Source organism: Rothia endophytica, assembly GCF_928381505.1.
Classification (GTDB): Bacteria; Actinomycetota; Actinomycetes; order Actinomycetales; family Micrococcaceae; genus Rothia; species Rothia endophytica_A.
Map to the genome: position 1 here is coordinate 152,616 of NZ_CAKMSJ010000002.1, position 22,059 is coordinate 174,674.

At 58.2% G+C, this 22,059-nt stretch carries 10 protein-coding genes, 1 tRNA gene and 1 CRISPR repeat array; of the genes, 8 read left to right on the forward strand and 3 right to left on the reverse strand.

The window, feature by feature from the left end:
- Positions 1 to 217: 217 nt before the first annotated feature.
- Both L6990_RS02765 and L6990_RS02770 read left to right on the forward strand, forming a co-directional pair.
- Complete coding sequence (locus L6990_RS02765; RefSeq protein WP_237202548.1) at positions 218 to 1,546, forward strand: RNA polymerase sigma factor; 1,329 nt, start codon at positions 218 to 220, stop codon at positions 1,544 to 1,546.
- 11 nt (positions 1,547 to 1,557) lie between these two features.
- Positions 1,558 to 1,719, forward strand: a complete 162-nt coding sequence (locus L6990_RS02770) for a hypothetical protein (protein WP_237202549.1) — start codon at positions 1,558 to 1,560, stop codon at positions 1,717 to 1,719.
- 184 nt (positions 1,720 to 1,903) lie between these two features.
- Here the strand turns inward: L6990_RS02770 and L6990_RS02775 are convergent, their stop codons facing one another.
- Complete coding sequence (locus L6990_RS02775) at positions 1,904 to 2,095, reverse strand: DUF7455 domain-containing protein (RefSeq protein ID WP_237202757.1); 192 nt, start codon at positions 2,093 to 2,095, stop codon at positions 1,904 to 1,906.
- A 209-nt stretch (positions 2,096 to 2,304) separates the two neighbouring features.
- On the opposite strand from L6990_RS02775, the gene L6990_RS02780 reads away from it, so the two are divergent.
- The 5 genes from L6990_RS02780 (at position 2,305) to cydC (ending at position 12,211) form a co-directional block, all read left to right on the forward strand.
- On the forward strand, positions 2,305 to 4,401 hold the full coding sequence (locus L6990_RS02780) for a DNA gyrase/topoisomerase IV subunit B (protein WP_237202550.1): 2,097 nt from the start codon (positions 2,305 to 2,307) through the stop codon (positions 4,399 to 4,401).
- Between the two features lie 75 nt (positions 4,402 to 4,476).
- Positions 4,477 to 5,493: a malate dehydrogenase gene (locus L6990_RS02785; protein ID WP_237202551.1), complete on the forward strand. Its 1,017-nt coding sequence runs from the start codon at positions 4,477 to 4,479 to the stop codon at positions 5,491 to 5,493.
- Between the two features lie 268 nt (positions 5,494 to 5,761).
- Positions 5,762 to 7,330 carry a cytochrome ubiquinol oxidase subunit I gene (locus tag L6990_RS02790; protein ID WP_237202552.1) on the forward strand — a complete coding sequence of 523 codons (1,569 nt, stop codon included), beginning with the start codon at positions 5,762 to 5,764 and terminating at the stop codon, positions 7,328 to 7,330.
- Between the two features lie 14 nt (positions 7,331 to 7,344).
- Positions 7,345 to 8,406: a cytochrome d ubiquinol oxidase subunit II gene (cydB, locus tag L6990_RS02795; RefSeq protein WP_237202553.1), complete on the forward strand. Its 1,062-nt coding sequence runs from the start codon at positions 7,345 to 7,347 to the stop codon at positions 8,404 to 8,406.
- Between the two features lie 67 nt (positions 8,407 to 8,473).
- Positions 8,474 to 12,211 (forward strand): thiol reductant ABC exporter subunit CydC, encoded by a 3,738-nt coding sequence (cydC, locus tag L6990_RS02800; protein ID WP_237202554.1) that lies wholly within the window; start codon positions 8,474 to 8,476, stop codon positions 12,209 to 12,211.
- A gap of 77 nt (positions 12,212 to 12,288) precedes the next feature.
- On the opposite strand, the gene L6990_RS02805 is transcribed toward cydC, so the two are convergent.
- Positions 12,289 to 14,895: a DNA gyrase/topoisomerase IV subunit A gene (locus tag L6990_RS02805; RefSeq protein ID WP_237202555.1), complete on the reverse strand. Its 2,607-nt coding sequence runs from the start codon at positions 14,893 to 14,895 to the stop codon at positions 12,289 to 12,291.
- A gap of 500 nt (positions 14,896 to 15,395) precedes the next feature.
- On the opposite strand from L6990_RS02805, the gene L6990_RS02810 reads away from it, so the two are divergent.
- Positions 15,396 to 15,468: transfer RNA gene (locus L6990_RS02810), tRNA-Lys, on the forward strand.
- Between the two features lie 137 nt (positions 15,469 to 15,605).
- A CRISPR array of direct repeats spans positions 15,606 to 21,723; the repeat unit is 29 nt; unit sequence GGAAATACCCCCGCGTGTGCGGGGAAGAG.
- 21 nt (positions 21,724 to 21,744) lie between these two features.
- On the opposite strand, the gene cas2e is transcribed toward L6990_RS02810, so the two are convergent.
- Positions 21,745 to 22,056 (reverse strand): type I-E CRISPR-associated endoribonuclease Cas2e, encoded by a 312-nt coding sequence (cas2e, locus tag L6990_RS11985; RefSeq protein ID WP_368548084.1) that lies wholly within the window; start codon positions 22,054 to 22,056, stop codon positions 21,745 to 21,747.
- Positions 22,057 to 22,059: the final 3 nt, after the last annotated feature.

Genomic DNA, 22,059 nt, shown 5'->3' on the forward strand with positions numbered 1-22,059 from the left:
AAAACATGTCATACTTGACTACTGACCCCGCTCACAGTACTGCGTGAAATCTGCACCCTTTCCAGGGAATAAAGTTTTGCAACCAGGTGTTATCCCACATAGAAACCCTGATTCAAACAGCGATTTTCAAAGAACGCAGACTTGACAGGGTCTTAGGTGTTTTGACCGCGAACACCGCGCACCATCGCACACGGTCAGCTAATCAGAAAGGTTTTCTGTGTCACCAGCCGCACGCAAGAAAGCAACCAGCGATACCGCTGCAGCCAAAACAACTGCCAAAAAAACCTCCACCCGTGCCAAAGCCAAAAAGGCGGATGAGGTAGCTGACGCCCTAGAAGCAGACGAGGACGAAACACCCGCCGCTGCGCCCAAGAAAACCACCGCTAAAAAAGCAGCGCCCAGAAAGGGACGCAAAGCTAAAGACGGCGCCGAAATTGAGACTGAAGACCCAGAACTTGAGCCCGAAGACCTCGAACTTGACGATGAAGAAGCTGACGAGGAAGACGGCGATGAAACTGAGTCAGTCACCAAGGAAGAAAAGAAAGAAGCAGAAGCCGTAGCGGCTAAAGGCTCCGGCTTCGTTCTCACTACCAACGACGAGGATGACGCTCCCGCCGTCCGCGTTGTCACCCCCGGTGCCACCGCAGACCCGGTTAAGGACTACCTCAAGCAAATCGGCAAGGTTGCCCTGCTCAACGCAGAGCAAGAAGTCGACTTGGCCATGCGCATCGAAGCTGGCCTCTACGCCGAGCACAAGCTCAAAGACAACCCCGATATGAGCCCCGAACTCAAAAAAGAGCTCCGCTGGGTCATTCATGACGGACGCCGCGCCAAGAACCACCTGCTCGAAGCTAACCTACGTCTGGTCGTTTCACTGGCTAAGCGCTACACCGGCCGCGGCATGCTCTTCCTGGACCTCATCCAGGAAGGTAACCTAGGTCTGATTCGTGCAGTAGAGAAGTTCGACTACTCCAAGGGCTTCAAGTTCTCAACCTACGCCACCTGGTGGATCCGCCAGGCCATCACCCGCGCTATGGCAGACCAGGCCCGTACCATCCGCATCCCCGTGCACATGGTTGAAGTCATCAACAAGCTTGCCCGCGTGCAGCGCCAGATGCTTCAGGACCTAGGCCGTGAACCTACCCCCGAAGAGCTCGCTAAAGAACTCGACATGACCCCCGAAAAGGTCATTGAGGTTCAGAAGTACGGCCGTGAACCCATCTCACTGCACACCCCCCTAGGCGAAGACGGTGACTCAGAATTCGGTGACCTCATCGAAGACTCCGAGGCAGTAGTCCCCGCCGACGCAGTCTCCTTCACCCTGCTCCAGGAACAGCTACACAGCGTCCTTGACACCCTCTCCGAACGAGAGGCAGGCGTGGTGGCCATGCGCTTCGGTATGACCGATGGCCAGCCCAAGACCCTGGACGAAATTGGAAAGGTTTACGGGGTTACCCGCGAACGTATCCGCCAGATTGAGTCCAAGACCATGTCTAAGCTCCGTCACCCCTCACGTAGCCAGGTGCTGCGAGACTACCTCGACTAAAACTGAACACAATGAGTAAGGGCGCGGGTCACCATTCCGCGCCCTCTCGTTTGCTCGCGCGCTCGCAACCGGGCGCTCCATCTCGCGAACGTATCCGTCAGATTGAGTCCAAGACCATGTCTAAGCTGCGTCACCCCTCACGCAGCCAGGTGTTGCGAGACTACCTCGACTAAAACTGAACACAATGAGTAAGGGCGCGGGTCACCATTCCGCGCCCTCTCGTTAGCTCAGATCCAGTGAAGGCAGTCGGACCAGGCACAACTCATGCCTGATGACCGACCTTTGACACCAACACAAAGGAGCCCCGCAACCCTAAGGTTGCGGGGCTCCTTGTACAAGGGTTCGGGAAGTTAGCTACTAAATACGGCCGGTCTGGTCGTCCCACTCAGTAGCAACCTCACGCAGCTGCTGCTCATTCTTGCGGGCATGGTGGCCACAGAAGACCAAATCATTACCGCTGGCAAAAACCACGCGTACATAGGCCTGCGCCCCACAGGCATCACAACGATCAAGGGCGGTCAGCTCGTGAGCTTCAAGAGTTGCACTCATCATCTACTCTCCTTCTCTGAACTTTAAGGTCTACCCCCATACAACCATCTGACAGACCGCGCTGCACTGGCTTTCGCTCTGGGCACCAAGCCAGCCGGAGGCAGCGCAAAACCCAGCGAGGGCTCTAAGAGTGAAGGCATCAGCCGCATAACCCGAACACATGTACTAAACTAGAGAGTCGATAAGCAAGCCAGCCCCAAGGAGACCCCGTGGCCGCCAGCAACTACACCGCGAGCAACCTATCAGTCCTCGAAGGTCTTGAAGCCGTGCGTAAACGCCCCGGCATGTACATCGGCTCAACCGATTCTCGCGGTCTGATGCACTGCCTCTGGGAAATCATTGATAACTCCGTGGACGAGGCGCTGGCAGGGTACGGGCAGAACATCCAAATCATCCTGCATAAAGACGGCTCGGTAGAAGTACAAGATGACGGCCGAGGCGTGCCCACCGATATCGAACCGCGCACCGGCCTCTCAGGTGTTGAAGTGGTCTACACCAAGCTACACGCCGGCGGTAAGTTCGGTGGTGGCTCCTACACGGCTTCCGGCGGTCTGCACGGTGTAGGTGCATCGGTGGTTAATGCGCTGTCCTCCCGCCTGGACGTACACGTGGACCGCGGCGGTAAGACCTACCAGATGAGCTTCCGCCACGGCGTCCCTGGCATCTTTGAAGATGGCCGCACCCCAAAACCCGATAACGCTTTCACTACCGCAGGCGATCCTCTGCAGATCGTAGGTAAAGCTAAACGCGGTGTCACCGGAACCCGGGTGCGCTACTGGGCTGACCCCATGATTTTCACCCCGGACGCCAAATTCAGCTACGCTGACCTGACCGCTCGCGCCCGCCAGACAGCTTTCCTGATCCCGGGCTTACGTATTGCTATCCGCGATGACCGCCGCTTGCCCGGCACCCCGGGTGAGAACGAGAGCTTTGAAGAGGTCTTCCAGCACGATGGTGGTATCGGCGAGTTCGTCGAATACCTGGCACACGATACCTCCGTGACCGACATCTGGCGCTTTACCGGCAGGGAAACTTTCACCGAAACGGTGCCCGTGCTCGATGGTAAGGGCCACTCCAAACTCACCGAAGTTGAGCGTGAATGCGAAGTCGATATTGCCCTGCGCTGGGGGATTGGTTATGAGACCACCCTGCGCACCTTCGTCAATATCATTGCCACCCCTAAGGGAGGCACCCACCAGACCGGCTTTGAACAGGGTCTGCTGAAGACCTTCCGTAAACACCTGACCGATAATGCCCGCAAATTCAAGGTGGGGGTCAACGAGAAAATTGAGAAGGACGACGTGCTGGCAGGCCTTACCGCGGTGCTGACCGTGCGGCTGGCCGAACCGCAGTTTGAAGGCCAAACCAAGGAAATCTTGGGCACTCCAGCGGTGCGCCAGATTGTTTCTAAGGTGGTTGCCAAACAGCTAGCTGACAAGCTGAAAGCCACGTCACGGGCCGATAAGACCCAGGCCACCCAGCTGTCCGAAAAGGTTGTTGCCGAGATGAAATCCCGTGTCTCGGCACGGGTGCACAAGGAAACCCAGCGGCGCAAGAACGCGCTAGAGACCTCGTCCATGCCCACCAAGCTGGTGGACTGCCGCACCACGGACGTTGAGAAGTCTGAGCTTTTTATTGTGGAGGGCGACTCTGCGCTCGGAACAGCCCGCCTGGCGCGGTCATCCACCTACCAGGCGCTGCTGCCCATTCGTGGCAAAATTCTGAACGTTCAGAAGGCCTCTATTACCGATATGCTGGCCAATACCGAATGCGCCGCCATTATTCAGGTCATTGGTGCAGGATCAGGCAGAAGCTTTGACCTGGACTCCCGCCGCTACGACAAAATCGTGATGATGACCGACGCGGACGTGGATGGTGCCCACATTCGCACGCTTCTGCTGACCCTCTTCTACCGTTACATGCGACCCCTCGTTGAGGCAGGTAAGGTCTACGCTGCTGTGCCGCCCCTGCACCGGGTTGAGGTGGTGCACCGCGGTAAACCCAACGAAATGGTCTACACCTACACCGAACAAGAGTTACACCAGTTGCTGGCTAGCCTTGAAGCTGAGGGTAAGAGCTACAAAGAGCCCATCCAGCGTTACAAGGGCTTGGGTGAAATGGATGCAGATCAGCTGGCTGAAACCACCATGGACCCCCGCCACCGCATGCTCCGCCGGGTGCGGGTCTCAGATGCCGAGGCAGCTGAGCGTGCCTTTACCCTCTTGATGGGATCAGAGGTCGCCCCCCGCAAGGACTTTATTATTCGAGGCGCCCACAAGCTCGATGCTGCTGCTATCGACGTTTAAGGACCTATTACTCGCTTCCTAAACACCGGGAGTCCAACCGGTAAGAGTTACGCAAGTCACTATATAATGTTGTCCATGACACCTACAAAAAAGAATCCTGTTACGGTCACCGTTACCGGTGCTGCCGGTCAAATTGGTTACGCCTCGGTCTTTCGCATTGCCGCCGGTGAGATGTTAGGAGCTGACACCCCAGTTCGCCTGCGACTCCTCGAAATCCCTCAAGGGCTCAAGGGAGCCGAAGGAACCGCTATGGAACTGACTGACGGCGCCTTCCCGCTTTTGCAGTCGGTGGAGGTTACTGATGATCCCACTATTGGGTTTGAGGGTGCCAATGTTGCTCTGTTGATCGGTTCACGACCCCGCACCAAGGGCATGGAACGCGCCGATTTGCTGGAAGCCAACGGCGGTATTTTCTCGGTGCAGGGTAAGGCGATTAACGACCGTGCGGCTGATGACGTGCGGGTGGCAGTGGTGGGAAACCCTGCCAATACCAACGCCCTCATTGCAGCCTCGCACGCACCTGACGTCCCGCTAGAGCGCTTTACTGCCCTGACCCGTTTGGATCACCACCGGGCTGTCGGCCAGCTAGCCCTAGCAACCGGGGCGGCAGTGCAGGACATCGATGGGGTCACTATCTGGGGTAATCACTCCGCCAGCCAGTACCCCGACCTCTTCCATGCCACGGTGGGTGGGCGTGTGGCTCTCGATGTTTTGGCTGAAAAGGGTCTGGACCAGAGCTGGATAGAGGAAACCTTTATCCCAACGGTTGCTAATCGCGGTGCCGAAATCATCGCGGTGCGAGGCGGCTCGTCAGTTGCTTCTGCCGCTCATGCAGCTTTGATGCACGTGCATGATTGGACGCTGGGTACAGGGGAGCGGTGGACCTCCATGGCTGTCCCCTCGGATGGATCTTACGGGGTGCCTGAAGGCCTCGTTAGCTCTTTCCCAGTGCGCTGTGCGGGAGGAAAATATGAGATTATTCATTCTTTTGAGCACTCAGATTTCTCGCGGTACAAGATTGCTGCGTCGGTGGCTGAGCTTGCTGACGAGCGTGAGGCTGTGGCCCAGCTGGGCTTGCTAGGTCAGCGTTAACCTTTCTGACCTCGGGCTCTACCCACACCTGTGAATGCGCAGGGAGAAGCCTTATAGAGACCCGCTGTGCATCTGAAGGTCACAGCGGGTCTTAGCGTTTAAGGCACCTTTAGTCATGCGTCAAATCCTGCTCTGACAGGGTGTAAGTGACCTTAAGTGACTTCCAATTTTGGGTGTGTACCATGGTGCGAAATCACCAGAGCAACGCCAGGCTACCGGGCATCGGTAGCGCCGCTTGCTCACCCCTTCGCACTTCACAAGGACACCGATGGATCCCCTAGAAATTGCCCGGTGGCAGTTTGGTATCACCACTGTCTACCACTTCATGATGGTCCCCCTCACTCTGGGGCTTGGCGCCGTTGTGACAGGTTTCTATATCGCCTACATCCGCACCAACAAGCCCGAATACAAGCGCATGACCAAGTTTTGGGGCAAGCTCTACCTCATTAACTTCATCATGGGCGTGGCCACCGGTCTGGTGCAGGAATTCCAGTTTGGTATGGCCTGGAGCGAGTACTCCCGCTTCGTTGGGGACGTTTTCGGTGCCCCTCTTGCCATGGAAGGTCTTCTTGCCTTCTTCGTAGAATCTACCTTTTTAGGTCTCTGGATTTTTGGTTGGGACAAACTCAAACCCAAAATCCATGCAGCCTGCCTCTTCATGGCGGTTGCAGCATCCTGGCTCAGTGCCTACTTCATTATTGTGGCGAACTCCTGGATGCAACACCCCGTTGGCGTTGAGATGGTGGACGGACGCCCCGTCCTCAATGACGTCTGGGCTGTGCTGACCAACAACACTGCCATGGTTGCCTACCCCCACGCTCTTGCAGGTGCCGTTCAGGTCGCGGGCGGTTTCTTAGTGGGTATCGCCTGGTACAAGCTCTGGAAGCGTCGCCGCGATGGCGTAGATACTATCGGTGAGAACGGCAAAGTAGTCGTTGGTCAGCAGGTAGAAGGCGCACGTGATACCACTGACTTCACGGTCTGGTTCAAGTCCCTGCGTATTGGTGCGATGGTAGGTCTCATCGGCTTCTTGGGTACCGCCTTCACCGGCCATTCCCAGGCACAGCTCATGATAGAACAGCAGCCCATGAAAATGGCAGCAGCTGAGGCTGCCTGCCACGACGGCACAGGTTTTTCGGTCCTATCGCTGTCTTCACCCGGAGCCCAGAACTGCGATGAGGTTCAAGCGATCCTTGAGATTCCCGGTCTCCTCTCCTTCCTTGCCTATGAGGACTTCACCACCAACGTCGCCGGCATCACCACTCTGATGCCCATCTACGAAGAAACCTACGGCACCCACCTGCCCGATGACCCCGAACTCTACGGCGAGCGCGCCGGTTCAGAAATCGACTATCTGCCGCTGATGGAGGTCACCTACTACGGTTTCCGCGGCATGATTACCCTGGGTGGGGTAAGTGCCCTGTCCTTCCTTTACGTTTTGTGGGTGACCCGCAAAAAGGGTGAGGGTACCGTGCCAGAAGCGAAGTGGATCTCTAACCTGGCGATAGCAGGTATTCTGGCACCCTTTGGCGCTAATATCCTGGGCTGGGTCTTCACTGAAATGGGCAGGCAACCTTTCGTGGTGGCTCCCAATCCGGATGGCAACCCCGCTATTCTGATGTTCACTGCAGCCGCGGTATCGCCCGGGGTTTCTGGGTTTGAGATTCTCTTCTCACTGGTCTCCCTAGCACTGGTATATGCCGCACTGATGGTGGTTGAAATTTACCTGCTCGCAAAATACGTCAAGGCCGGGGTGGTAGCCGCCATGCCTGAATTGGTTGAAGACCCTCACCAGGATGACCACGATGACCGCGACGTTCTCGCGTTTGCTTACTAGAGAAGGGTAGAACAATGTTTGATTTCTTTGCCGACCAGCCCCTCCTACCCACCATCTGGTTTGCCGTTGTTGGCTTCTTCTGGATTGGTTATATCACTCTAGACGGTTTTGATCTCGGGGTGGGCATGCTCATGAGTCGCCTTTTCGCTAAGAACGAGAAGGAACGCCGCCTACTGCTGAACACCATTGGCCCTGTATGGGACGGTAACGAGGTGTGGCTGGTGACGGCTGGTGCCGCGACTTTTGCAGCCTTCCCGCTCTGGTACGCCTCGCTGTTCTCTGCCCTCTATATTCCGCTGACCCTTACTCTGATAGCCCTCATCTTCCGTGCAGTGGGTATTGAATACAGAGGCAAAAAAGACAGCGCTCGGTGGATTGCGGGCTGGAACCTAGCCATTTCTCTGGGCTCACTAGTGATTGCTTTTATGATTGGTGCCCTGCTGGCCCTCACCAGCACCGGCCTTCCTCTCAACGCCAACGGAGACCGAGTGGGCGGCGCCTTTGCCTGGGTAACTCCCGCAGTGCTGATGGGTGGTCTGGCAATGGTGGGGCTGTCCCTGGTCATGGGTTTGGCCTTCGTCGCCCTCAAGACCGACGGCGAGATACGCCACCGCGCACATACGCTGTTACTGAGGCTGTTGCCGCTGCTACTTCTGCCGGTGACCGGTTGGGTTCTCTACTTGCAGTTCACCTCGGGTAAAGCCCTCTCTTGGGCCTTTACCGTAGTTGCGGCCATTGCTGCGGTCGGGGCCTGGACACTGCTCAAAGCCGGCCACGAGGGGAAGGGCTTTGCAGCCCTGGCCAGTTTCACGGTCTTTGGGGTCAGTGCTATCTTCCTGGCGCTCTACCCCAACGTCCTGCCCTCGACCCTGAATGAAGCACATCACCTCACGATTTCCAGCGCATCAAGCTCTGACTACACCCTAACTGTCATGAGCTGGGTGGCTATCTTTGGAGTGCCAATTCTACTGATCTATCAGAGCTGGACCTACTGGGTCTTCCGTCAGCGCCTGACCGTTGATCATATACCCACAGCCCATGATGTCACGGAGCTTGCTCGCAGAATCAGCAAGTAAGGCCGTGATTTTCTGAGAGGCCGAAGCACGAGTCCCGGTTCGGCAGACCGGTAGAGATGCTACTACAATGGTGAACAAACTATTCGCGGCAGCAAAGGCAGAAACCTTCATGGCGAACCCTAAGAACAGCAGGCCACCCTTGGGGCCCGATGCCAAGAAAAACCTCGCGGTTTTTTCCCTGCTGATTGCCATCAAAACTTTGGCACTGGTAGTCTTCGCTGCCGTCCTCGGTACTGCTATCACCTATCTTGCGCGGCTGACCTTCGCTGTCTTCCATGAAGGGGCGACCTACGCCAGCGCGGTGGAGGCTCAGCGTGCGTTCTTCGCAGGCAACGGGCGAGCAGAGGTTGAGGGCATCTTTTTTGCCAGCCCTTTTGTGGAGCCCAGCGTCCTGTCACTCGCCCTGACAGGTACCCTAGCCCTCACTGTGCGGGCAGCAGCGGACTGGTATCTCACCTACTACGCACAAAAAGCTGCTACCGGTGCTAAAACTACTCTTCGCCGTCAGGTGATCCGGCGAGTGCTAGCTACCGGAGGCATCGATACACCTGACGGTACCGGCGCTACCGCTGTACTGCTCTCACGCGGCCTTGATTCACTGGATCACTACTACACCAAGACACTAACAGCCTTTGTGTCCACTGCTGTTATCCCCAGCATTTTGCTGCTGGTGATAGCGTTCTATGACTGGGTATCAGCGCTCATTATCGTGCTCACCTTGCCCCTGGTCCCGGTGTTCATGGTACTGATTGGCCGCACCACCCGTGAAGATACAGCGCGTGCCCAAAAGGATCTGCTGCGTCTATCTGACCACATCGTGGAGCTGGTTAAAGGGCTACCGGTTCTGGTAGGGTTGGGGCGCTCGCGCGCACAGTCTAAAGCGCTGGGGGAGCTGGGCGAACGCTACCGAAAAGCTACGATGTACACCCTGCGTAGTGCCTTCCTCTCTTCGCTTGCCCTAGAGCTCATTACCACCATCTCTATCGCACTGGTAGCTGTCTTCATCGGTTTACGTCTGGTGGAGGGAGACATGGGTCTGGACGTCGCCCTGCTCGCCCTCTTACTGGCCCCTGAATGCTACCAGCCACTGCGGGACGTTGGTACCGCCTACCACCAGTCAGAAGAGGGAGTTGCCGCCCAGCGCCGTGCCCAAGCAATTATTGATCAACCGGTACCCAAACCCACGGTTGCCCCCGGCGGGGACTATATCTCGGTACGAGACCTTTCACTGAGCTACCCCGGGCGTGATCGCGTCCTCACCGGTGTGAGTTTCAATCTAAAGCACGGCACCACCACCGCCATCACCGGCCCCTCAGGCTGCGGCAAATCTACCCTGCTGGGTGTGCTGGGCGGCTCCCTGCGTCAGGGGCTGGTTCCCACCGGCACCACAGAACCGGTCAAGGTTAACGGGCTGGTTAGCGGCACCGGCTCCACCGTATGGATCAGCCAGTCTCCAGCCTTCATCGCCCCCACAGCTCTGGCAGAGGTTGCTCTCTACGCCGCCGTGACGCGCGGTGAAGGGGCCCTTGAAGGCATCCACTACGCCTCAACCCTGCTCGGTGAAACCGTTGCTTTTACCGAAGAAGACCGTGAATTTTTCACCAGCTATCTGCACGCTGTTGGCCTAGCTGACCTGGCAGATTTGCCGCCCGAAGCGCTCTCCGCCGGGCAAATGCGCCGCCTAGCTATCGCCCGAGCTCTTGCCCGCGTCGCCACCTTACAGGCAGAGAACCACCGCGTCACCGTACTCATTGATGAACCTACTGCCCACCTTGACCCTGTCTCAGCAGCCAAAATCAACGTAGCGCTCGCTGCCCTCCAAGAAACGGGCGCCACCCTCATTATCGTCACCCACGACACCCAGCTCGCTGCTGCTACCAACAACCGTCTGGACGCCACCCGGCGCCCGCACGGGGTGACATGGCAGCTGACCTCTCAAAATACAACCGGGTTGAGCGGCTATGCCCTGGGCACCTTAGCCCAAGCGGTGGCCACCGGTGAGCTCGAAGACTCAGCCCCAGCGGCGCAAGCTGAAGAGCCAAGAGCACCGCATCGCCGCCGTATCCCCGGCATCGTGAGCACCCTGGGCACCGCCCGGAAACTCACCGGCATCAAAGCTCACCAGACCCTGCTGCCTGTCTTCCTCTCGGTTCTGACCGTGGTCTTTGCCGTCAGCCTCACCGCTCTATCAGGCTGGTTGATTGTGCGAGCTGCCGAGCAGCCTGCCATGATGTACCTCCTGGTAGCGGTGAGCGGCGTGCGTTTCTTTGGCCTGGGCCGTGCGGTGAGCCGCTACGCCGAACGCCTCAAGACCCATGACCTCGTGCTTAAAGTAGCCAACGCTCTGAGAATACGTGCCTGGGATGCTGCAGGGCGTAGCGTCCTATCGGTGCGCTCCCTCCTGCGCGGTGACCGGGTGTTAGACCGTCTGGTGGGTGATGTTGATGAGCTGCGAGACACCGCCCCCCGCGTTCTGCTGCCCGTAGCATCCCACCTCATTGTCATGGGCCTCGTACTCATTGTGACTGCGCTAGCTACCCCTATCGCCCTCCTACCCGTAGGGCTAGCGGTACTCATCGCCACCTTCACCATCCCCGCAGTGGTCGTCCGTGCTGATGCACGTGCGGACGCCGCGGCACGCAGGGAAACCGCGGGCCTTTTGAGGCTAGGTGTATCCGCCATCGACGCTGCCCCCGACCTACATAATAACGACCTGGACCAAACGGTTGCCTTAGCACTTTCTCGCCGGGATGGCCTGAACGTGCGCTCACGCATCCATAGCTCGCGTGCCATCGGTGTGGGGCAGGGGCTCATGGTCGCTACCTGGTGGGGAGCCGCGCTCGCTACCATCATCTGTGTGTGGCCCTCGGTACGTGATGGGGGTATTACTGCCCCCACCGCTGCAGTGGTTATTCTGATGCTCACTGCCCTCTTTGAGACCACCGCTGCCCACGTGGAAGCCGTACGCAACTGGCCAGCCTTTGCAATCCTGGTAGAACGTACCCGCGAGCACCTGGCTGACGTTGAAGCGGATCAAGGCGACCAAGAAAGCGAGGCTCAGGAGCGCCAGAACATGCGCGATATTCTGGGGGAACCTGGAGTTGGTTGCTCCCAGCGAAGTGCCCACAGCACCATCACCCTTGAGCTTGAATCTTTGGCAACCCGTTGGCCAGACATGCAGCAACCGGTCTTTAGCGGTCTGAGCGCCTCAGTTTCTTCCGGCGAATGGTTGGGCATCACCGGCCCATCAGGCGCGGGAAAGACCACGGCGCTGGCTACTCTGCTCGGCTTCCTACCGCTTGAAGAAGGTGAGATTCGGGTCAACGGCCAGGTCTTTGATGCCCAGGCGCTCAGGGGCTATGCAGCCTGGTGCCCTCAGTCTGCCTACATCTTTGAATCGACCATCGCCAACAACCTGGCAATTGCTCGCTCGTCTGAGGAAAGGCCCACTGAAACTGAAATGTACGAGGTGCTAGACCGCGTGGGGCTCGGAGATTTTGTGCGGCAGCTACCGGCGGGCTTGCAGACTCCCGTGGGCGCTGGAGGTTCCTTCGTCTCTGGCGGTCAGCGCCAGCGCATAGCCATCGCTCGAACCCTGCTGGTGGATTCTCCGCTGCTCCTCATGGACGAACCCACCGCCCATCTGGACGCTCCAGCCGCTGTGGCACTGATTGATGAGGTTGCTCGCGGCACCAAACGTACCTCAGCAGATCAACCGTCCGGTAAAACTACCTTGCCCGCTGTTGTGCTGGTATCGCACCGTGCAGAAGATATTGCTGCCTGCGATACCGTCGTCAAACTCTAAAACCGCTCAAAAGAGCGGTGCCCTGGCAAGCATGCTAGCTTGCCAGGGCACTTTTATTTACTGAGGTGTGAGACGGCTCAGAAGAGTGCTTCTTCGGCCGCCTCACCTGCCTCTGCACTCTGAGCGCCACGTTCAGTTTCAACGGCTGCTAACGCACCGAACTGATTAGCTTCGGTTGCTGCTACCGGTGTTGCCGCGGTGACCGCATAGGCTGGGCCTATTGCGTCCACGGCCTGAGCCAGCGGCACACCGGAGCCATCACGTGCCCCAAACTCACCGGGCAGGGTACGAGCCACACCGGCTGCAGAAACAGCCTTAGCGGGGCCAATACCTACCCAAGCAAGCGCTAGGGAAGACTCACCTTTGAGGAAGCGGTGGGCGCGCATACCGGCAGTTGCCCTACCCTTCTGTGGGAAGTCAGCCAGCTCGGTCACCTTAGCTGAAGCGCCCTCAGCCCCGCCATCGGTAATGGTTACCACCTGGGCGGGGGAGCCAGGGGCAGTCACCCCAAAGGCGATGAGCCGGTCATCGTCGGCAATCTTCATGCCCGCCATGCCGCCACCGGTCCTGCCCTGCGGGCGAACCTTGGCTGCATCAAAGACAAGTAGCTTGGCTTGCTCGGTCACGAAAGTTAGCAGCAAATCATTGCTGTCACAGGCAGTAGCGGCGATCAGGCGGTCCTTGGGCTTGAGCTTGATAATCTCAAAGTCCCCTGCGTTCAGAGGGTAATCAGGGTTGACCCTTTTAACCACGCCCCGTTCAGTTGCGAGCGCCAGCACCTGATCAAGTGGCACCAGAGCAACCAGGGTTTCCCCTCGTCCCAGAGTGATCATTTCTGCGGCTTTCACACCGGAAGCTAGCAGGGGAGTGCCCGCTGAATCTTCTAGCACCGGTAGTTCCAGTACCGAGACGCGCACCAGCCTGCCGGTTGAGGTAACCGCCCCAATTTCCCCGCGTGCAGTGGTCGCCACCCAAGAGGTCAGTGCGTCGTGTTTCAGGCGCTTACCTGGTTCAACCAGCTCGCTGCGGCCACCAGCTTCACCGCGCGTACGGCCCACCTGCCCAGAGGTAGAGAGCAGAACCCAGCAGGGGTCGTTAGCGATTTCTAGTGAAATCCCCGCCTCTTTTTTCGCCTTGGACGCAGTGGCAGAGAGCGCTGCGACAGCATCAGCCAAATCGTCCTTGGTGACAATCTTGGTGCGACGGTCGGTGCCGTACTCGTCAGCTACAGCTTGCAGCTCGGCAGAGACCAGGGCACGCAATTTGGCATCTGACCCCAGGATTTCCTGCAGCTCAGCAATCTCACGCAGCAAGTCCTCGCGCTCGGTCTCCAGCTCAATGCGGGAGTACTTGGTGAGCTGGCGCAGACGTAGCTCCAGGATGTGATTAGCCTGCACCTCGGTTAGATCAAAGACCTGCATCAGACGGGTGCGTGCCTGGGCAGTTTCGTCTGATGATCGAATAATCTGAATGACCTCGTCGATATCGACGATGGCAATCAGTAAACCTTCGACCAGGTGCAAACGGTCCTGGCGCTTGCCAAGCCTGTGGTTGGTGCGACGGCGTACCACCTCAAGGCGGTGATCAACATAAACGTGCAGGAGGTCAAGCAGACCCAGGGTTTGAGGCTGACCGTCGACCAAGGCAACGTTGTTAATGCCGAAGGAGTCTTCTAGAGGAGTGTGCTTGTAGAGAGCAGCTAGCACCGCCTTGGGGTTAAAGCCGTTCTTGACTTCAATGACCATGCGCAGACCATTTTTGCGGTCGGTCAGGTCAACCACGTCAGAGATGCCCTGTAGCTTCTTAGAATTGACCCCGTCTTTGATTTTTTCAATGACCTTCTCGGGGCCTACCATGTAAGGCAGTTCGGTGACCACGATGCCCTGCTTGCGGGCAGTTACCTGCTCAATGGATACCTTGGCGCGGGTCTTGAAGATCCCCCGGCCCTTCTCGTAGGCGTCCTTAATGCCGGTGGCGCCCACAATGGTGCCGCCGCTGGGCAGATCGGGGCCGGGCACCAGCTTCATGATGTCCTTGAGACTGGCGTCGGGGTTCTCCAACAGGTGGCGGGCAGCGGCGATGATCTCGCGCAGGTTGTGCGGCGCCATGTTAGTTGCCATGCCCACCGCGATACCGGCTGAACCGTTCACTAGCAGGTTGGGGTAGGCAGCCGGTAGCACGGAGGGCTGCATGAACTGGTTATCGTAGTTGGGCACGAAGTCTACGACGTCCTCGCCCAGATCAGCTGTCATAGCAAGGGCTGCCGGGGCCATGCGGGCCTCGGTGTAACGGGAGGCCGCCGGGCCGTCGTCCAAAGAACCAAAGTTACCGTGCCCATCAACCATGGGCAGACGCATCGCAAACGGCTGGGCGAGTCGCACCATGGCATCGTAAATAGCGCTGTCGCCGTGGGGGTGGAGCTTACCCATGACCTCACCGATGACGCGGGCACTTTTGACGTGCCCCTTGTCTGGGCGTAGGCCCATCTGCTGCATCATGTAGAGGATGCGACGTTGCACTGGTTTGAGTCCGTCTCGGGCGTCCGGCAGAGCACGGGAGTAGATGACCGAGTAGGAGTACTCGAGGAAACTGTTTTCCATCTCGCTTGAGACATCAATATCGACGATGTTTTCTACAATGCCCTCGGGGTAGTCATCGTGCGCGGTTTTGGTGCGGCGAGCCATGGGACCTCATCAATCGGTTTCGAACATAGTTTCTAACCCATAATACCGTGAACAGCTAGATGACTTAAGCTTCCTGAAGGGCTGCCGGGGCAGGACGCCGCGGAGCCGGGCGTAGGAGGCCGTAGATGCCAGTGAGGAAGAGCGCGACCAAGAAGAGCAAACCAAAGCAAGCGGTCACATCAGAACAAGGTTTTGTTGGGAGCTGGACGCCCGCATCAGCGGAGCGGCTATAAAGAACAGGAGGGCTATGATGAGGCTGATAAAAACGGTGCGCCACGCTATGCGATTAATGCTGGCTGGCAGCTGTGATTCCTTGGTCATGGTCTCATACTAAGGACCGTGGAGGGCCTCTACTAGGGGTGCAACTGAGCGGTCTTTGAAAAGGTTCATGTGTAGGTGCTCACAAAAGCAGTTTTCAAGTTGCGGTGGGTCAAATCGGTGCGTATAGTATTTATTCGTTGCCAGAGAGCGAAAGCTTGCCGGTGATGATAAATAAATAAGCGCCTCTAGCTCAATTGGCAGAGCAATTGACTCTTAATCAATGGGTTCTCGGTTCGAGTCCGAGGGGGCGCACATTTTCCAAAAAGACCTCCACGCACGGTGGGGGTCTTTTGCTGTTAATATCCACAAAATCTAAGTTGTAAAATAAGCTCGAATACCTTCCTTACTTAGTGAGGAGATGCTATTACCTTCAGTTAAAGCACTCTGTGGGAAATACCCCCGCGTGTGCAGGGAAGAGCTGTGCCCCTATGCGTGGGGCGGGGTGTGATTGGAAATACCCCCGCGTGTGCGGGGAAGAGGTATTGATAAGTGCCCATACGCCTAAGAGCTTGGAAATACCCCCGCGTGTGCGGGGAAGAGACAACAGAAGTCGAGTGGGAAAACGTTTCAACGGAAATACCCCCGCGTGTGCGGGGAAGAGGGGCACGCGGCGCTCGCCGTTCTAGAAACCTGGGAAATACCCCCGCGTGTGCGGGGAAGAGGGGCACGCGGCGCTCGCCGTTCTAGAAACCTGGGAAATACCCCCGCGTGTGCGGGGAAGAGGTGACCAGCTTTAACGCTGAGGGAAACCCCGAGGAAATACCCCCGCGTGTGCGGGGAAGAGGCCAGCTATACCGGCACACGGGCCATTGGCTGGGAAATACCCCCGCGTGTGCGGGGAAGAGCTTAGCGCCAGCACTCTTAGCGAGCTGGGCTTGGAAATACCCCCGCGTGTCCGGGGAAGAGCCAATGGTGGATAGCCACGCCCTCAATCTCACGGAAATACCCCCGCGTGTGCGGGGAAGAGCCGAATAAGCGCTACATCCAAATCACCCGCGAGGAAATACCCCCGCGTGTCCGGGGAAGAGCCGAATAAGCGCTACATCCAAATCACCCGCGAGGAAATACCCCCGCGTGTGCGGGGAAGAGTTCAAGCTACCGCCAGATTGGAGTGCGATGGTGGAAATACCCCCGCGTGTGCGGGGAAGAGGCCAGGATCACCACAGGGTCATCACACAGCACGGAAATACCCCCGCGTGTGCGGGGAAGAGCGAGCTGACCCCTGAGTACCGCTTTTTGAGAAGGAAATACCCCCGCGTGTGCGGGGAAGAGGCCGCTAAAGCCGCCAGCGGCGACATGGACAAGGAAATACCCCCGCGTGTGCGGGGAAGAGACAGTATCAGCGTCGGCTAATTTGGTGGAATGGGAAATACCCCCGCGTGTGCGGGGAAGAGATTTCCACTGACTCAGTAGGCACACCCTTTGAGGAAATACCCCCGCGTGTGCGGGGAAGAGTCGTCAATTCGGGGGCCGGCGTTCCTCTTCCAGGAAATACCCTCGCGTGTGCGGGGAAGAGAAATGATGATTCAGCCGAAATCAGCCCAAGATGGAAATACCCCCGCGTGTGCGGGGAAGAGACGATATTCACCAAGACCTGCGCTAAAAACACGGAAATACCCCCGCGTGTGCGGGGAAGAGAGATGATTAATACTGATTATGCGCCGGTTCAGGGAAATACCCCCGCGTGTGCGGGGAAGAGATCGTGCCTTCGGGGTATAAAGCCCGCTGGGTGGAAATACCCCCGCGTGTGCGGGGAAGAGTCAGGTGGGCAGGTAGGTAGGGGAAATACCCCCGCGTGTGCGGGGAAGAGACCGGCGATGATGAGGTACTAGGTTATCTATGGGAAATACCCCCGCGTGTGCGGGGAAGAGAGTCTTCCGTGGTTCGGTGATTTCTCTTGCAAGGAAATACCCCCGCGTGTGCGGGGAAGAGGCTCCAGTGAAAGATGATTGCGCCGCTTCTGCGGAAATACCCCCGCGTGTGCGGGGAAGAGTCCCTTCCCCGTCTAGGTAGCAGATGCAGCAGGGAAATACCCCCGCGTGTGCGGGGAAGAGGGCCAGGCGGCTAACGGGATGCTTATTGGTATGGAAATACCCCCGCGTGTGCGGGGAAGAGAATGAGGGCGGCACGCACCGCGGAAACAACCTGGAAATACCCCCGCGTGTGCGGGGAAGAGCAACGTGAGAATGAGCAGTCATGGTCTACCCTGGAAATACCCCCGCGTGTGCGGGGAAGAGTACACCCACCAGGGCAAGTCTTTGGGTAGCTTGGAAATACCCCCGCGTGTGCGGGGAAGAGTAACCGCTACCGATTCACACGAAGATTTCTTCGGAAATACCCCCGCGTGTGCGGGGAAGAGACGGCAAGAATCATCACCAAGACGATGATGAGGGAAATACCCCCGCGTGTGCGGGGAAGAGGTGTCCGGTGCGTCCGGTGCGGATGCCGGATAGGAAATACCCCCGCGTGTGCGGGGAAGAGCGCCTATCACCGCGAACCTTCAATATCACGGGGGAAATACCCCCGCGTGTGCGGGGAAGAGCCGCCCGGTCAAGCTCACGTAGGTTGTTGATGGGAAATACCCCCGCGTGTGCGGGGAAGAGCCCACCCTGCGCGTACAGCACATTGGCGGCGCGGAAATACCCCCGCGTGTGCGGGGAAGAGCCCTCTTACTTCTTACTTCTTACTTCTTTCTTAGAAATACCCCCGCGTGTGCGGGGAAGAGTATGGAAACTAACTGAACCCGAGCCCATCAGTAGAAATACCCCCGCGTGTGCGGGGAAGAGCCTACACCTGGACCCATTGCAGGTGATCAGATGGAAATACCCCCGCGTGTGCGGGGAAGAGGCCCCACCAGAAGGTGAGGCAAGAATTTTATGGGAAATACCCCCGCGTGTGCGGGGAAGAGTCCTCAACGGGGTCTGGGGTCTCATCACCTCCGGAAATACCCCCGCGTGTGCGGGGAAGAGTTGCTAACGGCGGCAACGCGGATGCCCACCCGGGAAATACCCCCGCGTGTGCGGGGAAGAGTACCCGTGCTTACATTCGCATTAGGGGTAATAGGAAATACCCCCGCGTGTGCGGGGAAGAGCCCACTGTCAGGGGAAAGAACACTGACCTGTTGGAAATACCCCCGCGTGTGCGGGGAAGAGCTGAGCAGGGTGTGAACATCCTTAAGGTGAGTGGAAATACCCCCGCGTGTGCGGGGAAGAGGTTTTTCCTTATTTCAACCCTGCCGGGCTGATGGAAATACCCCCGCGTGTGCGGGGAAGAGCTGAAATCCATTCCTCAGCTCCAGGGCTGATAGGAAATACCCCCGCGTGTGCGGGGAAGAGCCGTCTAGCTTAACTTCTACGATGTAGCGGTGGGAAATACCCCCGCGTGTGCGGGGAAGAGATGGGGTTTTCGCGGATTACTTTAAATTCTAGGGAAATACCCCCGCGTGTGCGGGGAAGAGTAGCGAACATAGCGCTACCTGCAGCCCGAAACGGAAATACCCCCGCGTGTGCGGGGAAGAGCATCTTGTCCGATAGCAAACACCCTATTGAAAGGAAATACCCCCGCGTGTGCGGGGAAGAGGTAGGTAGGTAGGCAGGTAGGCGGGTAGGTAGGGAAATACCCCCGCGTGTGCGGGGAAGAGCCCAGCTTTGCTTCTTGAACCAGGGTTATAGCGGAAATACCCCCGCGTGTGCGGGGAAGAGCCACATGCGTAGCAGTGCACTGTCTCCGGCTCGGAAATACCCCCGCGTGTGCGGGGAAGAGTCCAAACATGCTACCGGTCTTGCCGGTGAAAAGGAAATACCCCCGCGTGTGCGGGGAAGAGAAATGCGGATTCGTCCAATAGAGTCCTCTGCGGGAAATACCCCCGCGTGTGCGGGGAAGAGCGTTTTTGTATGCTCCGGCTCGTCGGTACCAGGGAAATACCCCCGCGTGTGCGGGGAAGAGCCCTTCTTGGCCTTGATGACCAGGGGTGCCAGGGAAATACCCCCGCGTGTGCGGGGAAGAGTGAACGCTGGTGTCAGCTTCTCGGTGGGCACTGGAAATACCCCCGCGTGTGCGGGGAAGAGAACCTAGGGGCTATCTCGATTAGCCGCCGCCTGGAAATACCCCCGCGTGTGCGGGGAAGAGATGATAACGGGGGCACCGGATGCGTAGCCCTTGGAAATACCCCCGCGTGTGCGGGGAAGAGGTGAAGCTAACCCTTTCCGTGGCATGGTCACGGGAAATACCCCCGCGTGTGCGGGGAAGAGAGGCCCAGGACTCAGCCAACGGGAAAAACACTGGAAATACCCCCGCGTGTGCGGGGAAGAGGTAGACGCTGAGATGCCACTCAACACCACCATGGAAATACCCCCGCGTGTGCGGGGAAGAGGTGGCCGTATGCCCTGCTGAGATCACAAACCTGGAAATACCCCCGCGTGTGCGGGGAAGAGACGGTGGCGGCCTCAGCAGAAGCGGCGAGCGTGGAAATACCCCCGCGTGTGCGGGGAAGAGTCTGTAGCTTCTGTAGCATGGTCTTGAAGCTAGGAAATACCCCCGCGTGTGCGGGGAAGAGCCGTAGAGGATAGGTTCGTGGCGGTACTGGTAGGAAATACCCCCGCGTGTGCGGGGAAGAGAGCTTCACAGCAAGGCTTCTCACCGGGGCCTGGGAAATACCCCCGCGTGTGCGGGGAAGAGCTCGCCTACCAGTAAGCCCCATCCATCGGGCAGGAAATACCCCCGCGTGTGCGGGGAAGAGGTGGAGCCACCCAGCTTGCTTCGCCCTATCCCGGAAATACCCCCGCGTGTGCGGGGAAGAGCATGACGGGATATACCGCCATGACTCCCTACCGGAAATACCCCCGCGTGTGCGGGGAAGAGCGCAGACCCCGACGATAAGGAGTTTTGATGATGGAAATACCCCCGCGTGTGCGGGGAAGAGCCGTCATTATTATGACTGCCGGTGCGTATTGGGGAAATACCCCCGCGTGTGCGGGGAAGAGCCGGCAACGCTGAGGTCTACGGCGACGCTCGGGGAAATACCCCCGCGTGTGCGGGGAAGAGCTCACCCTTTTTACAACATTTGAGGGGTTAGCGGAAATACCCCCGCGTGTGCGGGGAAGAGTACTTGATATTATCGGGCAAATTCCTGGCCCTGGAAATACCCCCGCGTGTGCGGGGAAGAGCCATGGATTGCGAAAGTAACTACTACGCCCTGGGAAATACCCCCGCGTGTGCGGGGAAGAGTTCGCCACCTAGCCGGGTGATGGTGCTTTCGCGGAAATACCCCCGCGTGTGCGGGGAAGAGCAACGCCGCAACAACTCCAAGATTTGCCGTATGGAAATACCCCCGCGTGTGCGGGGAAGAGCTCACGCCACCACATGACGGGGCCGGTGTCATGGAAATACCCCCGCGTGTGCGGGGAAGAGAATATCGTTAGTGGACACACCAGCCTTGGCAAGGAAATACCCCCGCGTGTGCGGGGAAGAGCGCGGGTCTGTAGAGATTTTCCCCTCTCAGGAGGAAATACCCCCGCGTGTGCGGGGAAGAGAATATCGTTAGTGGACACACCAGCCTTGGCAAGGAAATACCCCCGCGTGTGCGGGGAAGAGTCTCCTTGTGTGGGGCCCCGCAACCGGTGTAGGGAAATACCCCCGCGTGTGCGGGGAAGAGGGTTGCGCTGGGTATGGTTTGGAGGGGGTGGAGGAAATACCCCCGCGTGTGCGGGGAAGAGAAGATGTGGAGCACACGGCCACCTATGAGGCGGGAAATACCCCCGCGTGTGCGGGGAAGAGTCCCGCCCTGTCATCCAGACCGGTGAGGACTGGGAAATACCCCCGCGTGTGCGGGGAAGAGAATACTCGGAGCCTTTTGCAGAAGGTGATGAAGGAAATACCCCCGCGTGTGCGGGGAAGAGCACCGGCGTCAAGTACCATACCCGCAAGACCGGGAAATACCCCCGCGTGTGCGGGGAAGAGCAAAGGATTAGCGCGGCGATAGTGATTAGCGCGGAAATACCCCCGCGTGTGCGGGGAAGAGGAAATGGTCAGGGCTTATAAGGCTCATTGATCGGAAATACCCCCGCGTGTGCGGGGAAGAGAAGTCGGAGCCTTTGGTGTCTGAAAAGGTGAAGGAAATACCCCCGCGTGTGCGGGGAAGAGCCCTGCAAAGCAATCTCACCAGCCATAATCTGGGAAATACCCCCGCGTGTGCGGGGAAGAGTTGAAGAAGCCTTCGCCGGTATCGAGGCACCGGGAAATACCCCCGCGTGTGCGGGGAAGAGATCCTGCTATGCGCATTGCCGCTGAGCGCCTGGGAAATACCCCCGCGTGTGCGGGGAAGAGCTCCTACATCCCACCTGGTTGCGCTGGGTATGGGAAATACCCCCGCGTGTGCGGGGAAGAGATACGCAAAGCGCGGGCGGCAGCGCGCTTAGTGGAAATACCCCCGCGTGTGCGGGGAAGAGTCACCTGGCGAGCAGGGCTAGGGTATGACGTGGGAAATACCCCCGCGTGTGCGGGGAAGAGACTATCTGATTAGCAATTTTATCAGTTGCTTACCTGTTTTTCGCGATTTTTGGGGACATCCATGTAGGTCAAAGCTATGCCATCTAGCTCTATAACTGGCCTGCTCTGAGCCCCCACAGATCTAATGCTGAAACCTTGCTCCTGCGATCGATCACTATAGATCATGGTGAAAGACCCATCACGCGCGGCTAGCTCGCACCGCTCCCATAGGTTCAGTTGGACACGTTTTGACACATTGCCGACGTAGAGACCGGTAGCTGCTTCAGAAAGAAACCTACTCACATACCCGCGCATATGTTCCGGGGCGGAGGTCATCGATAAAACCACAAACATGTT

Excerpts from the sequence above, each read along its gene's own strand:
- L6990_RS02775 (WP_237202757.1), bottom strand. The coding sequence starts at position 2,095 with ATGAGTGCAACTCTTGAAGCTCACGAGCTGACCGCCCTTGATCGTTGT.
- L6990_RS02785 (WP_237202551.1), top strand. The coding sequence starts at position 4,477 with ATGACACCTACAAAAAAGAATCCTGTTACGGTCACCGTTACCGGTGCT.
- cydC (WP_237202554.1), top strand. The coding sequence starts at position 8,474 with ATGGTGAACAAACTATTCGCGGCAGCAAAGGCAGAAACCTTCATGGCG.
- L6990_RS02770 (WP_237202549.1), top strand. The coding sequence starts at position 1,558 with ATGAGTAAGGGCGCGGGTCACCATTCCGCGCCCTCTCGTTTGCTCGCG.
- cas2e (WP_368548084.1), bottom strand. The coding sequence starts at position 22,056 with ATGTTTGTGGTTTTATCGATGACCTCCGCCCCGGAACATATGCGCGGG.
- L6990_RS02790 (WP_237202552.1), top strand. The coding sequence starts at position 5,762 with ATGGATCCCCTAGAAATTGCCCGGTGGCAGTTTGGTATCACCACTGTC.
- cydB (WP_237202553.1), top strand. The coding sequence starts at position 7,345 with ATGTTTGATTTCTTTGCCGACCAGCCCCTCCTACCCACCATCTGGTTT.
- L6990_RS02805 (WP_237202555.1), bottom strand. The coding sequence starts at position 14,895 with ATGGCTCGCCGCACCAAAACCGCGCACGATGACTACCCCGAGGGCATT.